Annotated in this window: 11 protein-coding genes and 5 tRNA genes; 6 read left to right on the top strand and 10 right to left on the bottom strand. The window is 72.9% G+C overall.

All coding sequences use genetic code 11. The annotated features are described in order from the left end of the window. Positions 1-44 precede the first annotated feature (44 nt). From ACWD3C_RS22785 to ACWD3C_RS22775, 3 genes are all read right to left on the bottom strand, one after another. Complete coding sequence (locus ACWD3C_RS22785; RefSeq protein ID WP_451146644.1) at positions 45-869, bottom strand: GNAT family N-acetyltransferase; 825 nt, start codon at positions 867-869, stop codon at positions 45-47. 102 nt (positions 870-971) lie between these two features. Then, positions 972-1,793 (bottom strand): aminotransferase class IV, encoded by an 822-nt coding sequence (locus ACWD3C_RS22780; protein ID WP_451146642.1) that lies wholly within the window; start codon positions 1,791-1,793, stop codon positions 972-974. Then, complete coding sequence (locus ACWD3C_RS22775; RefSeq protein ID WP_451146640.1) at positions 1,790-2,833, bottom strand: chorismate-binding protein; 1,044 nt, start codon at positions 2,831-2,833, stop codon at positions 1,790-1,792. Before ACWD3C_RS22775 ends, ACWD3C_RS22780 begins: the two co-directional genes overlap by 4 nt. Before the next feature lie 168 nt (positions 2,834-3,001). Between ACWD3C_RS22775 and ACWD3C_RS22770 the strand changes: the two genes are divergently transcribed. The 5 genes from ACWD3C_RS22770 to ACWD3C_RS22750 all read left to right on the top strand — a co-directional run bounded on the left by ACWD3C_RS22770 (position 3,002) and on the right by ACWD3C_RS22750 (position 3,473). Next, positions 3,002-3,074: transfer RNA gene (locus ACWD3C_RS22770), tRNA-Gly, on the top strand. A gap of 39 nt (positions 3,075-3,113) precedes the next feature. Continuing rightward, positions 3,114-3,187: transfer RNA gene (locus ACWD3C_RS22765), tRNA-Cys, on the top strand. Between the two features lies 1 nt (position 3,188). Next, positions 3,189-3,260, top strand: a tRNA-Val gene (locus ACWD3C_RS22760). Between the two features lie 36 nt (positions 3,261-3,296). Beyond that, positions 3,297-3,368 (top strand) — tRNA-Val (locus ACWD3C_RS22755). A 33-nt stretch (positions 3,369-3,401) separates the two neighbouring features. Further along, positions 3,402-3,473, top strand: a tRNA-Val gene (locus tag ACWD3C_RS22750). A gap of 67 nt (positions 3,474-3,540) precedes the next feature. Here ACWD3C_RS22750 and ACWD3C_RS22745 read toward each other — a convergent pair. The 4 genes from ACWD3C_RS22745 to ACWD3C_RS22730 form a co-directional block, all read right to left on the bottom strand. Continuing rightward, on the bottom strand, positions 3,541-3,831 hold the full coding sequence (locus ACWD3C_RS22745) for a TFIIB-type zinc ribbon-containing protein (RefSeq protein ID WP_451146638.1): 291 nt from the start codon (positions 3,829-3,831) through the stop codon (positions 3,541-3,543). Positions 3,832-3,926: 95 nt separating this feature from the next. After that, complete coding sequence (locus tag ACWD3C_RS22740; protein ID WP_451146636.1) at positions 3,927-4,844, bottom strand: phosphotransferase family protein; 918 nt, start codon at positions 4,842-4,844, stop codon at positions 3,927-3,929. A 420-nt stretch (positions 4,845-5,264) separates the two neighbouring features. Further along, positions 5,265-5,474 carry a hypothetical protein gene (locus ACWD3C_RS22735; RefSeq protein WP_451146634.1) on the bottom strand — a complete coding sequence of 70 codons (210 nt, stop codon included), beginning with the start codon at positions 5,472-5,474 and terminating at the stop codon, positions 5,265-5,267. A gap of 199 nt (positions 5,475-5,673) precedes the next feature. Then, positions 5,674-5,949, bottom strand: a complete 276-nt coding sequence (locus tag ACWD3C_RS22730) for a hypothetical protein (RefSeq protein WP_451146632.1) — start codon at positions 5,947-5,949, stop codon at positions 5,674-5,676. Between the two features lie 196 nt (positions 5,950-6,145). On the opposite strand from ACWD3C_RS22730, the gene ACWD3C_RS22725 reads away from it, so the two are divergent. After that, positions 6,146-7,561, top strand: a complete 1,416-nt coding sequence (locus ACWD3C_RS22725) for a serine/threonine-protein kinase (protein WP_451146720.1) — start codon at positions 6,146-6,148, stop codon at positions 7,559-7,561. Between the two features lie 27 nt (positions 7,562-7,588). On the opposite strand, the gene ACWD3C_RS22720 is transcribed toward ACWD3C_RS22725, so the two are convergent. From ACWD3C_RS22720 to cobT, 3 genes are all read right to left on the bottom strand, one after another. Further along, on the bottom strand, positions 7,589-8,407 hold the full coding sequence (locus ACWD3C_RS22720) for a TrmH family RNA methyltransferase (RefSeq protein ID WP_451146630.1): 819 nt from the start codon (positions 8,405-8,407) through the stop codon (positions 7,589-7,591). A 66-nt stretch (positions 8,408-8,473) separates the two neighbouring features. Continuing rightward, a complete protein-coding gene (gene cobA / locus ACWD3C_RS22715) occupies positions 8,474-9,736 on the bottom strand; it encodes a uroporphyrinogen-III C-methyltransferase (RefSeq protein ID WP_451146628.1) in 1,263 nt (420 codons plus the stop codon). A 230-nt stretch (positions 9,737-9,966) separates the two neighbouring features. After that, the gene (gene cobT, locus ACWD3C_RS22710; protein WP_451146626.1) at positions 9,967-13,899 is read right to left on the bottom strand and encodes a nicotinate-nucleotide--dimethylbenzimidazole phosphoribosyltransferase; all 3,933 of its coding nucleotides are present in this window, start codon (positions 13,897-13,899) and stop codon (positions 9,967-9,969) included. Between the last annotated feature and the right edge of the window lie 226 nt (positions 13,900-14,125).

Genomic DNA, 14,125 nt, shown 5'->3' with positions numbered 1-14,125 from the left:
GGACCGGACCCCGTACCCCGTCTCCCGCCCCCGTACCCCCTGCCCTAGAGCAGGTTCTTGTACAGGTAGTGCATGACCGTCCCGTACCCCAGTGACTCGTAGAGCCGCTCGGCCGCCGTATTGCCCGCGAAGACGTTGAGGCGGATCGTGGTCCAGCCTGCCGTGATCGCCCGGACCTCCGCCAGGAGCATCAGCGTGCGGCCGTGGCCCCGGCCGCGGTGGCGTTCGTCGGTCTCCACGTCGTAGACGAAGGCCACGCCGTCGCGTGCGCCGACCCAGAGCGTTCCGACTCGGGTGCCCTCGTACTCCAGGACGTCGAGCGTCAGGCCCTCGGTGGCCAGGCCGTCGGGGAGCAGGACGAGGTGGTCCTGCTCGGCCTTGGCGCGGGCCTCGGGCTCGGGGACTCCCCGGGAGATCCAGCTCCGCGCGTACCCCTCCTTCTCGTGTTCCTGCCAGACGTCGAATTCCTCCGGGGTCATGGACCGGCTGCGGCTCCCCGGGGGCAGGTCGGGCGGGGTGTCGGGGAGGGGCTTCTCCATCAGGCGGTTGCGCGGGAGATAGCCGAGCGCGGTTGCCATCCGCAGGGCCCGCTCGGCGGTGGCGGGCACCCCCGCCTCGATCCCCTTGCAGCCCCAGCCGCGTGCCACCTCCTCCGCGGCGAGCGCGGCCACCGTGCCCCGGCCGCGCCGGCGGTCCGGGTCCTCGATGCGCAGATCCAGAATCCGGGCCACCGAGTCCCCGAACGCGGGGCTGGTCGCGAGGTGTATCGCGCCCACGGGACGGCTGTTCACGCACACCTGGTAGCGGCGTGAACGCGTCCCGTCGGCTTTGTGCTGAAGCGGCTCGGACGGCCGCAGGGTCGTGGTCATCAGGGGTGTTGTACCCGGCGCAACGCCCCGCGTCATCCGCATTTACGGGTTACGGATCATTTATGGGTTACGGATCATTTGCGGGTCACGCGTCGTTCACGGTCACGGATCGAGGTCGTCCCCGGCCCGCTCGTCGAAGATCCGCATCGCCTTGGCGGTCACCGGGCCCGGTGCGCCCGGGAGTTGGCGGGCGTCGACCCGGTGCACGGCCTGGACGTCGCGCAGTGTGGAGGTCAGGAAGACCTCGTCGGCGCGTTCCAGGACGTCCAGCGGCAGGTCGGTCTCGTGGGCGCCCGTCCACTCGGCGACGAGCGCGCGCGTGATGCCCGCGAGGCAGCCGGAGGCAACCGGCGGGGTGTGGATCTCACCGTCGAGGACGACGAAGACGTTCGAGCCCGTGCCCTCGCACAGTTGCCCGACCGTGTTGCCGAACAGCGCCTCGGACGCGCCCTGTTCGCGGGCCCGGGCGAGGGCGACGACGTTCTCGGCGTACGACGTGGTCTTGAGGCCGGTGAGGGCGCCGCGTTCGTTGCGGGTCCACGGCACGGTGATCACGGCGGTGGAGTCGGGGCGCCGGGCGGACCGGCCGAGGGCGACGACCAGGGTCGGCCCGTGCTCGCCGCGGTCGGAGCCGAGCGGGCCGTGGCCGCCGGTGTAGGTGATGCGCAGGCGGCCGAGCGGCATCGGGTTGGCGTCCAGGACGGCGGCGCAGGCACGGCGCACCTCGTCGTGGTCGGGGTCGGGCAGGCCGAGGCCGCGTGCCGAGCGGGTCAGGCGGTCGAGGTGGCGGGTCAGCGCGAACGGCTGCCCGTCGACGGCCTTCACGGTCTCGAAGATGCCGTCGCCCACGGTCAGCCCGTGGTCGAACACGGAGACACGGGCGGACTCGATGTCCTGCAGCCCGCCGTCGAGCCAGATCTTCACCTCGGGGTCCTCCCACTCGCCTCGTACGTTCCCGACGCTACCGCGAGCAGCCGCGCCGCCTTCAGCTCGGTCTCCCGCCACTCCCGCTCGGGGTCCGACCCCCAGGTGATGCCCGCGCCCGTGCCGAAGCGCAGCACGCCCTCCGCGCGGTCGATCCAGAAGGTACGGATGCCGACGGCCAGCTCGCCCGTGCCGCGGTCGGCGTCGACCCAGCCGACGCCTCCGCAGTACGGGCCGCGCGGGGCGGTTTCCAGGGCGTCGATGATCCGCAGAGCGCTGGACTTGGGGGCGCCGGTGACGGAGCCGGGCGGGAAGGCGGCGGCCAGCAGCCCGAGCCAGCCCGCGTCGGCGCGCAGTTCGCCGCGCACGGTGGAGACGAGGTGGACCAGTCCCGGGTGCTTCTCGACGACGCACAGGTCGGGGACGGTCACGGAGCCGGTGGCGCAGACGCGGCCGATGTCGTTGCGGACCAGGTCCACGATCATCACGTTCTCGGCGTGGTCCTTCTCCAGGAGGTCCGCCTCGGTGCGCCCGGTGCCCTTGATCGGGCCGGACTCGACGACACGGCCGTCCCGGCGCAGAAAGAGTTCGGGCGACGCGGTGGCGATCTCGACACCGTGGCCGGGCAGGCGGATCGTTCCTGCATACGGTGCCGGGTTGCCCCGCGCCAGCAGCGCGGTCAGCGCGTCCACGTCGGCGTCGGCGGCGACGGGCGCGGACAGTACCCGGCAGAGGTTCGCCTGATAGACCTCGCCGGCGGCGATGTGCTCGCGGATCCGGCGCACGGCCGCTGTGTACGCGGCGCGGTCGAGCGACGACGTCCAGTCACCGATGGCCGGACCACGCCACTCCCCCGGCACCGGCACGGGCACCGGCTCACGCCGTACGTCGCTGAAGCGCGCACACACCAGGCGGCCCTCGAAGTCGGCGGAGACGGCCCAGAAGCCGGAGGAGTCCAGGGCCGCGGGATCGCTGGTCACATCGGTGAGACCAGTCGCGACGAGGTTGCCGAAACGGGCGAGGGGAGGGAGGTCGAGCACACCGTCGAGTCTAGGGCGGCGCTCCCCGCCGACGCCCCTGACCATGTCCTGACCAGGTCTGGGAGCAGACGCACCGCAGCACGCTGCACAAACGCGTTTTTGTTCCGGCCTCGGAATCCGCTAGAGTTCAACTCGTCGCCGAGACGCGGGAGCGGATCGAAACGACAAGCGGACGTAGCTCAGTTGGTAGAGCGCAACCTTGCCAAGGTTGAGGTCGCGAGTTCGAGCCTCGTCGTCCGCTCGAAGGAACCAGGGGATCTTCCCGAGCCCCTGCACTCCTGGTGGAGTGGCCGAGAGGCGAGGCAACGGCCTGCAAAGCCGTCTACACGGGTTCAAATCCCGTCTCCACCTCCAAGGACGATTAGCTCAGCGGGAGAGCGCTTCCCTGACACGGAAGAGGTCACTGGTTCAATCCCAGTATCGTCCACTGGATCTTCCAGCACGTACGGCGAGATCCGAGCCCGCGCGATTAGCTCAGCGGGAGAGCGCTTCCCTGACACGGAAGAGGTCACTGGTTCAATCCCAGTATCGCGCACGCAGTGCCCACGGCCCCGGGTCGTGGTCCCGAGGACGATTAGCTCAGCGGGAGAGCGCTTCCCTGACACGGAAGAGGTCACTGGTTCAATCCCAGTATCGTCCACACACCGGAGCCCCCGGCCGTCTCGTACGGCCGGGGGCTCTGTCGTCCGCGGGGTTCGTCCGTCGTCTCAGGACGAGAACAGCATGTGGCCGAAGCTCTTCTTGCGGCGGCCGTGGCCGTAGTGGCCGCCGTGGCCCGCGTGCGGGGCGCCCCAGGCGGGAGCCGCCGGTGCGGCCGGGTAGGCCTGCGGGGCGGCCGGCGGGGGCGGCGCGGGCTGGGACCACTGCGACTCGAGGCGGGTCAGCGCCTCCAGCTCGCCGAAGTCGAGAAATATGCCGCGGCAACCGCTGCACTGCTCGATCTGGACGCCATTGCGGTTGAACGTGTGCATCGGTGCGTGGCACTTCGGACACTGCATGGTCGGCTCAACTCCTCGCCGTTCGGTGCTGCTTCGCGTTCCGCCAGGACAGACACTGCCCGGCTTCGATCGGTTGCACCCTACTTCGCGTGGCCTCAGGGCAACTCCGGCGGGACGGCGGCCATTCGGTCACAGGCGTCGACGACCGCCTGTTCCACTTCGTCCAGGGGACGGTTCGCCGCTACGGACTTGGTGATGGCCTGGGCCGCGGTCTGGACCGTGAGGGCGCGGGCCGGGACGTCCAGGGCGGGCCACGGGTCGCCCGCGGCGGGGATCGCGGGGCCGGCTGCCTGCTGGTACGCGGTCAGGAAACGGGTCCATTCGTCCGGCGGGAGCAGGCCGCAGGCGTACCAGACCGCCGGGCGGGCCAGATCCCAGGCCGGGACGCCCACGCCGAGATCGTCGACGTCGATGAGGCGCCACGAGGTGTGGGGACCGGGGTGGCGTACGAGCTGGCCCAGGTGGAGGTCGCCGTGGCACAGGGTCGTGGTGTCGGGCATCGGGGTCTCGGCGCGGGCCCAGGGCGGAAGGGTGGCCCAGGCGCGCAGGACCGGGGCTGTGGCGGGGTGAGGGCCGGCCGCGTGCAGGCGGGTGAGGGCGCGGGCGACCTTGGTGGGGCCGCGCATGGGAGGCAGGGCCGGTGGTGCGGGGGCCTGGTGCAGGGCGGCGAGGAGGGTGGCGGCGGCTTCCCAGGGGGCGTCTTCGGGTGTGTCGGGGTCTACGGGAGTGCCGTACGGCCAGAACGTGACCAGGCGGCCGTGGAGGTCGGCCGGGGTGGGGTGGAGCGGGGCGAGGAGGGTGTCGGGGAGGGCCGTGGCGACGGTGAGGCGGAGGGCGAGTTCGGTGGGGTCGGTGTCGGGGGCGTGGGCCTTGGCGACGGTGTCGGCATGGCGGACGACTGTGCCGTCCGCGCGCTCGGCGAGCACGGTGTCGGCGTGCGCGCAGGTGGTGTTTCCGGGGTGTGCCGTGCGCCGTGCCTTCGCGGTGAGGGCGGGCAGTACGTCTGCGGTCACGGGTCCCCCTGGGTGGTGCTGGGCTCTTGGTGGGGTGAGCGTATGCGGGTGGGTGGGGGCCGGGGTGGGTGGATTTTCTTCCCCAAGCCCACCCCTTCCCGAAACCATGGGTGGGTGACTGGCTGGGCATCGTTGTCGGGTGCGGGTGGTCGTCGTGCTGTGCCCACCCTCCCCCAGTCTCGACTTCGCTCGACCGGGGGGACCCCCATCGCCCTGCGGAACGACTGCCCACAGCACGACGGCGGCGCGGCGCACGTGCCCCGCTCCGCAGCACACGCGAGAATCCGCGCACAAAAAACAACGCCCGCGCAGCTCCCCAGCTGCGCGGGCGTTTGTGCCGTCCGCCGCACCCCCGTCCCCACGGGGTTTCATGGGTGGATGTCCCCGCCCGGACCGCTCTTCCGGGCCTGGGGTCGCCGCTCAGCGCCCCAGCATCACTCCCACGGACGACGCTTGTGTGGCCACTGTCTCCCAGCCGTCGAAGACGACCAGGAGCAGGACCGCCAGGGGAAGGGCCATTGCCGTGGCCACCAAGGGGTGGCGACGGCCCTCACGGCGGCTGCGGAACGCGGCGCCGTACGCCCTGCGTCCCTGTGCGCGGACCGCTGTCCGCGATGCCGTGTGGGCCATGGCCCCTCTCCTGATCGAGATGGTGTTGTGGTTGGCAGCGGCGGGTGTCTGACCTCGGGGGACGAGTGCTGCACCCGCCGCTTGACCTCAAATCTAGGCGCGCGGCCGGTACGGGTCGTCATGCCCTCGTACCGATTGACCGGCCTCCCGGAGGATGAGCGATGACCTGCGGCGTACTCCCCTGGGTGGAGACGAAGTCCTAGGTCTCGGGGTCTTCCCCGAGGGGACGCCCGGTGTGCCCCTTCTGCTCCGAGCTGTCCTCGCGGGGCACCGGCTGCTCGACCAGCGCCAGCACCCGGTTGGCCATGAAACGGGCCGTGCGCACCACCGAACCGCTCCGCGTGACTTCGCTCACTTCCACCACGCCTCGGCGTACCGCGGTCTCCACCCGGCGGCCCGCCCTGCTCGCCACCACCTCGTATGTGCGCGTCGTGTCCCCGGCGTCCACGACTATCTCCACGCGATCACCCTTCACGGGCTCAATCCCCCTTCTGCGACGGGTGGTTGGTGTCACAGGCAGCCCAACACCGTTCCGAACTCCTGTTCCCTGACCACCTTTCAAGTTTCCCACCCGGCACTGACAATCGATCGGACCGTGAGGGCGCGGCCTCTGCGCGCACCCGGCCGTGGAAACGTAAGCTGTGGCTCGTCAAACGGACCGGGCAGCGGGGATGGACATGGCGATGATGCGCCTGAGGCGCGAGGACCCGCGCGTCGTCGGCTCGTTCCGGATCCACAGACGGCTCGGCGCGGGCGGCATGGGCGTGGTCTACCTGGGCTCCGACAAGCGAGGTCAGCGGGTCGCGCTGAAGGTGATCCGGCCGGACCTGGCGGAGGATCAGGAGTTCCGGTCGCGGTTCGCACGCGAGGTGTCGGCGGCGCGGCGGATCAGGGGCGGTTGTACGGCCCGGCTGGTCGCCGCGGACCTGGAGACGGACCGTCCGTGGTTCGCCACGCAGTACGTGCCCGGGCCCTCCCTGCACGACAAGGTCGCCGACGAGGGGCCGTTGTCGGCCGCCGAGGTCGCCTCGATCGGTGCCGCCCTCTCCGAGGGGCTGGTCGCCGTGCACGAGGCCGGTGTCGTACACCGTGATCTCAAGCCGTCCAACATCCTGCTGTCCCCGAAGGGACCGCGGATCATCGACTTCGGCATCGCATGGGCCACGGGCGCGTCGACGCTCACGCATGTCGGTACGGCTGTCGGGTCGCCCGGGTTCCTCGCGCCCGAGCAGGTGCGCGGGGCGGCCGTCACCCCGGCCACGGACGTCTTCTCCCTCGGGGCCACGCTCGCCTACGCGGCGACCACCGACTCGCCCTTCGGGCACGGCAGTTCCGAGGTCATGCTGTACCGGGTGGTGCACGAGGAGCCGCAGCTGCACGGCGTGCCCGACGCGCTGGCTCCGCTCGTCCGCGCCTGTCTGGCGAAGGATCCGCAGGAGCGGCCCAGCACGCTCCAACTGTCGCTGCGGCTCAAGGAGATCGCGGCCCGGGAGGCCCAGGGGCTCGCCGATGTGCGTCCGCCCGCGTCGCGCAACGATCCCGACCGGCCGTCGGGGCGCCTCGCGAAGCCGTACGCCGACGAGCGCACCCTGCGGCGGCCGCAGCCGGACACGCGGGTGGCACGGGATGCGCGGGACACACGGGACATCCGGGAGACGCGGGTGGCTCGGGACACCCGGGGTTCCCAGGGCGGTCAGGGCGGTCCGGGGGGCCAAGGTGCCCAGGGGACTCCCCTGCCCCGCGGTGGATCGCGGCAGGGCGGTGGCGCACGGACCGGTGGTTCGCGCACCGGCGGCGGCTCCCGGTCGGGTGCGCGGCCCGCGCGCAACACCAACCCGCGCTCCGGCGGCAGGGCGGCACCGCGCAGTGGTGCCGGGCGTTCGGGGCCCCGGTCCGGCGGGACCGGGCGGCGCCCCGCCAACCCTCGTCTGCTGCGTCAGCGGCTCTTCGTGTTCGTGGTCGTCACCCTGCTGGTGGCCCTGGGCATCGCGGCGGCCCAGGGATGCCAGGGGCCGAGCCGTGGGCTGGGCGACGAGGGCGACCCCAAGGGCGTACGGCAGGAGCAGCCGTACCAGTCGCGGGACTGACTCCTGGAAGGGCCGGCCCCGGCCGGACTACGCCTGCGGGCGCGCCGTCGCCACCGCGTAGAACGCGACCGCGGCCGCCGCGCCGACGTTGAGGGAGTCGACGCCGTGGGCCATGGGGATACGGACCCATTCATCGGCGGCCATGAGGGCCTTGGTGGAGAGGCCGTCGCCCTCGGCGCCGAGCATGAGGGCGACGCGGTCCATCTTGTGCGGGGCGGCCTCGTCGAGGGAAGCGGCCTTCTCGTCCGGGGTGAGGGCGAGGAGGGTGAAGCCGGCGTCGCGGACGGACTCCAGGCCCTTGGGCCAGGTGTCGAGGCGGGCGTACGGCACTGAGAACACGGCGCCCATGGAGACCTTGACGCTGCGGCGGTAGAGCGGGTCGGCGCAGTCCGGGGAGAGCAGGACGGCGTCCATGCCGAGGGCCGCGGCGGAGCGGAAGATCGCGCCGATGTTGGTGTGGTCGTTGACCGACTCCATGATCACGACCCGGCGTGCGGTCCGGAGGAGGTCGGCCGCCGTGGGCAGCGGCTTGCGCTGCATGGAGGCGAGGGCGCCGCGGTGCACGTGATAGCCCGTGACCTGCTCGGCGAGCTCCGGGCTGACGGCGTAGACCGGGGCCGGGAGTTCGTCGATGACGTCGCGCATGACGTCGACCCACTTGGCGGAGAGCAGCATCGAGCGCATCTCGTACCCGGCGTCCTTGGCCCGTCGGATGACCTTCTCGCCCTCGGCGATGAACAGGCCCTCGGCGGGTTCGCGCTTGCGGCGCAGCTCTACGTCGGTCAGGCCTGTGTAGTCGCGCAGGCGGGGGTCGTCGGGGTTCTCAACGGTGATGAGATCGGCCACAGGGGTGATACTGCCTTGTCCTGGGTGCGGTGCCAACGGCTCGGGACGGGATTGTGTTACCTCGGGTTACGCCGATGTCTCCGGGCGCCCGGTGTCCGGACGTACGGTGTCCGGCCCCACGTTCACCACCTCGCCGATCACGATGACCGCCGGCGGCTTCACGTCCTGTGTACGGACGGCCTCGGCGACCGTCGCGAGGGTCGCGTCGACGCGGCGCTGGGCGGCCGTCGTGCCCTCCTGGACCAGGGCGAGGGGGGTGTCGGGGGACTTGCCGTGCGCGACGAGGGTCTCGGCGATCCTGCCGATCTTGTCGACGCCCATGAGGATCACAAGGGTGCCGGTCAGCTTGGCGAGCGACGGCCAGTCGACCAGGGAGCGCTCGTCGTCCGGGGCCACATGGCCGCTGACCACCGTGAACTCGTGGGCCACACCCCGGTGCGTGACCGGGATGCCGGCCGCGCCCGGGACCGAGATCGAGCTGGAGATGCCAGGGACGACGGTGCAGGGGATGCCCGCCTCGGCCAGCGCCTGGGCCTCCTCCATGCCGCGGCCGAAGACGAAGGGGTCGCCACCCTTGAGCCGTACGACCGACTTGCCCTGCTTGGCGTGTTCGACGAGCGCGTTGTTGATGGCCTCCTGGGCCATGAAACGGCCGTACGGGATCTTCGCCGCGTCGATCACCTCGACGTGCGGGGGCAGTTCCGCGAGCAGGTCGCGCGGGCCCAGGCGGTCCGCGATGACCACGTCCGCCTCGGCGAGGAGGCGGCGGCCGCGGACGGTGATCAGGTCCGGGTCGCCGGGGCCGCCGCCGACGAGGGCGACGCCGGGGGTGCGGGTGCGGTGATGGGGGGCGACCAGCGTGCCGTCGCGCAGGCCCTCGACGACCGCGTCGCGGACGGCCGCCGTGTGGCGGGGGTCGCGGCCCTGGGCGCTGGTGGTGAGGACGGCGACCGTCACGCCTTCGCTGTGGCCGGTGGCCGGGGTCCAGGCCGTGGCGGCGTCGGCGTTGTCGGAGCGGACGCACCAGACGCGGTGGCGTTCCGCCTCGGCGGAGGCGGCGGCGTTCGCTTCGGGGTCGCTGGTGGCGATCAGGGCGTACCAGGCGTCCGCGAGGTCGCCCTCCTCGTAGCGGCGCCTGGTCCAGGTCAGCTCGCCCGCGTCCGCCATCGCCTCGACGGAGGGTGTGGCCTCGGGGGATACGAGGTGGATGTCGGCGCCCGCCGCGATGAGGGCGGGGAGGCGGCGGCCGGAGACCTGGCCACCGCCGAGGACGACCACTCGGCGGCCGGTGAGACGGAGGCCTACGGGGTAGGCGGGGTGTTCGGCCATGGGAGGTGCGGCTCCTCGTGCGGCGGGTGGTGCGGTGGGGCGCTGCGGCTTTGGAGCGGCCCTGACGTGCGGATTTTACGGCGCGGGTGGGGTGCGTGGCTGAGGTGGGGGTGGGGGTGGGGGTTCTTTCCCCAAGCCCACCCCTTCCCGAAACCGGCGGCGCTGCCCCCGGACCCCCTGGGTGGGTGGTTGAGCGTCGTTGCCGGGTGCCGGTCGTCGTCGGTCCGGGCTTACTTCTCGGTTACCCCCGCCGAGTCGAACGTCGCCACCTCGTGCATCGCGCGTGCCGCGCTCTGCACCACCGGCAGTGCCAGCAGCGCGCCCGTGCCCTCGCCGAGGCGGAGGTCGAGGTCGACCAGGGGGCGGAGGCCGAGCTTGTTGAGGGCGGCCACGTGGCCCGGTTCGGCGCTGCGGTGGCCTGCGATGCAGGCGGCGAGGACCTCGGGGGCGATGGCGCGGGCCACCAGGGCGGCGGCGCCGGCGCTGACGCCGTCGAGGATCACCGGCGTACGGAGGGACGCGCCGCCCAGCAACAGGCCGACCATGGCCGCGTGTTCCAGGCCACCGAAGGCTGCGAGGACACCGATGGGGTCGGCCGGGTCGGGCTGGTGGAGCTCGATGGCACGGCGGACGACCTCGGTCTTGCGGGCAAGCGTCTCGTCGTTGATGCCGGTGCCCCGGCCGGTGACCTCGGCGGGGTCCGCGTCCGTGAAGACGGAGATCAGGGCGGCCGACGCCGTGGTGTTGGCGATGCCCATCTCCCCCGTCAGCAGGGCCTTGTTGCCCGCCGCCACCAGGTCGCGGGCCGTCTCGATGCCGACCTCGATGGCCTGTTTGACCTCCTCGCGGGTCAACGCGGGGCCGGTCGTCATGTCGGCGGTGCCCGCGCGGACCTTGCGGGGCAGCAGACCGGGGGTGGACGGGAGTTCGGAGGCCACGCCCACGTCGACGACGCAGACCTCGGCGCCCACCTGGCCCGCGAAGGCGTTGCAGACGGCGCCGCCGCCGAGGAAGTTGGCGACCATCTGGGCCGTCACCTCCTGCGGCCAGGGGGTGACGCCCTGGGCGTGCACGCCGTGGTCGCCCGCGAAGATCGCGACGGCCGCGGGCTCCGGGATCGGCGGCGGGCACTGGCGGGACAGGCCCGACAGCTGCGCGGAGATGATCTCCAGCATGCCGAGCGCGCCCGTAGGCTTCGTCATGCGCTTCTGCCGCTCCCAGGCCTCGCCGAGGGCCTTGGCGTCCAGCGGGCGGATGTTGGCGACGGTCTCGCCGAGCAGGTCGTGCGGGTCCTCGCCGGGCAGGGCGCGGCGGCCGTACGTCTCCTCGTGGACGACCCAGGACAGCGGGCGGCGCTTGGCCCAGCCCGCCTGCATCAGCTCGGGCTCCTCCGGGAACTCGTCGACGTACCCGACGCACAGGTACGCCACGACCTCCAGGTGCTCGGGCAGGCCGAGGGCACGGACCATCTCGCGCTCGTCGAAGAAGCTGACCCAGCCGACGCCCAGGCCCTCGGCGCGGGCCGCGAGCCACAGGTTCTCGACCGCGAGCGCGGAGGAGTACGGGGCCATCTGCGGCTGCGTGTGGCGACCCAGGGTGTGGCGGCCGCCGCGGGTCGGGTCGGCGGTGACGACGATGTTCACCGGGGTGTCGAGGATGGCCTCGATCTTCAGTTCCTTGAACTGCTTCGCCCGGCCCTTGGGCAGCGACTTGGCGTAGGCCTCGCGCTGACGCTGGGCCAGTTCGTGCATCGTGCGGCGCGTCTCCGCCGAGCGGATGACGACGAAGTCCCAGGGCTGGGAGTGGCCGACGGAGGGTGCCGTGTGGGCTGCCTCCAGGACGCGCAGCAGCACCTCGTGCGGGATCGGGTCGCCGCGGAAGCCGTTGCGGATGTCGCGGCGCTCGCGCATGACCTTGAGGACGGCCTCGCGCTCGGCCTCGTCGTACGGCGGCGCGGCGGGGCCCGTGGACAGTCCTGCTTCTTCCACGGGCGTGCCCTCTTCCTGATCGGCGGCCCTGGTGTCCAGGTCCTCCGCGCTCTGTACGACATCGGGGTCCGGGTCCGCCGCGAGCGGCTCCGGGGCGGGGTTCTCCGCTACGGCGGGGGCCTCCTCCTCGGCCTCTCGGGGGGCGGGGATCTTGGCGGGGGGCTCTTCTTCGGCGGGTGCCTCTTCGGAAGGGGCTTCTGGAGACGGGGCTTGTTCGGAGAGGGCTTCTGTGGAGACGGCTTCTGGGGGTTCGGGTGTCTCTTCCGCCGCGGGTGCCGTCGGTTCGGCCTCGGCCGGCGGGGTGGGTGCGGCCGGCGGGGTGAGTACGGCGACTTCCGGGGCCTGTAGCGCCATCGGAGCCTCGGCCGGTTCCTGCGGCTGCACCGGCTGCTCCTGCGGCTGCGGCTCCACGGGCTGCTCCTCCGTGGGGAGCGGCGGGACCGTCATGGCGTGCGGCGGGGTCGGGGCCAGGTGCGGGGTGGTGGGCACTGTGCCCTCTACGGGGACGAACTGGCCGATGGGCTGGTCCGCCTGGGGCTCCAGGGGCGCGCCCGGGACCGGGCCCGCTGCTCCGTGGGGCGCCTCTGCGTGGGCGGCCACACCCACGGGCACCGCGTACACCGGCTCGGGCTCGGTGGCGGCGGGCTCGGCGAGCGGGGTCTGCGCCTCGATCAGGGGCGCAGGCTGCTGGGCGGGGACGGTCTCCTGGGCGACGGGTGCCGCCTGCGGAGGCTCCGCGTGCGCTGCGGTGTCCGCGAACTGGGCGGCGGGGTCCGGAATGTGGACCGCCGCGTCCGGGGTGGCCTCCGTCGGGGGGACCATCTGAGGGCCCTGTTCAGCGAGCTGAGGGCCCTGCTCGGCGAGCTGCGGCTGGTCCGGCTGCGGGGGCTCGGCGGGCTCCGGCGCCTGGTCGGACATCGTCACCTGGTCAGGCATCGCCACCTGGCCCGGCGCCACTGCCTGCGGGTCCTGTGCGGGCTGGGGCTCCGGTGCGAACTGCTGGTCTTCCACGACCGCCACGTGCTCGGGTTCCGCGAACTGCTCGGCCGGGACCGGTGCGGGGGCCTCCGCCACGGGAGCGGCAGCGTCGGCCGCCTGCGGGGCCTCCGGGGCGGGAGCCGCAGCGTCAGCCGCCTGCCGGGCCTCCGGGGCGGGAGCGACAGTGTCAGCCGCTTGCGGGGCCTCCGGGGCGGGAGCGGCCGGGAACGGCGTGGGTTCGGGAGCCGGCGGGGCCAGGGAGCCGTCCACCGCGTGCTGGAACTCGGGACTCTGCGGGGCTTCGGCCACGGCGGGCGCTTCCTCCACCGCACCAGGCGCAGGGACGCCAGGAGCTGGGGCAGGGGCAGGAGCTGGGGCAGGGGCAGCTTGCGTCGCCTCAACAGGCTCAGCAGCCTCGACGACCTGCGGAACCTCGACGACCTGTGGGACCTCGGCGCCCTGCACCACCTCCGCGCCCTGCGCCGACTCCGCCTCCCCGCCCCGCGGAACCGTCGCGTCCACGGCAGCCTCCGGCGTCTGCGGCACCCCCGCGGCCACAGCAGTCTCAGCCCCCTGTCCACCCTCCGGGACGACCGTTTCTGCAACGGCCACATCCGTGGGCGTACCCTCCGCGGGCGTACCCTCGGCAGGCGCCGCACCCGGCGCGGCACCCCAAGTCTGCGCCGCCTGCGGCACGTTCTCCGCAGGCTGGAGCACGTCGAGGTACTCAGGCCCGGTCATCGGCGCCCCGGGGTGGCTTACGGAAGGTGCGGCTGACGCGGGCGCGGCCGGGACCGGCGCTCCCGCCGGGCCGCGGTCGGCGAGGGAGCGGACCGGGCCGGCGGAGGTGTTCGGGATCGGTGGGCCGAGGTGCAGCGGGCGGCGTGCGACGGGGGCCTGTGGGGCGGGGGCGGCGACCGGCGTACGGACGGCGCTGACGTCGACCGAGCCGCTGTCCCGGCCGGAGGTCTCGTGCGGACCCGGCTCGTGGACGACCTGGACGACCGGCTCGGGGGCGGGCGGGGCCACCTCGTTGCCCCACGCGCCCTGGGCACCCGGCAGCAGCAGGAGGTCTTCGTCCTCGGCGGCGGTCTCGGAGAGGTAGGCGTACGCACCCGGCGCGGGGACGCCCGGCTGCTCCACCATGCCTGCGCTCTCCGGCTGTCCCTCGCCCGGGACCTGGCCGGTGTCGGTCATGCGTACCCCTCGCCCATCGGTTAGTGCTCCTACGCCAGCTGACCCGGAACGGCGCACCGACCGCCCCGCAGTGAAGAACGAGCGTGCGTGCCCAGCGGCACGAACGGCCCGCCGACAAAGACGACAAAGCCATCAACTGGCATTGTCGCGGTCGCCCCGCCGTCGCGTCAGCTTGATCCGCGGCGGTTTGGTGTGGACTGCGCCACGTTGCGCACCCTCCGGCTCC

The sequence above is a fragment of the Streptomyces sp. NPDC002845 genome (genome assembly GCF_053591955.1).
This window is presented reverse-complemented; position numbering and strand designations above follow the sequence as displayed.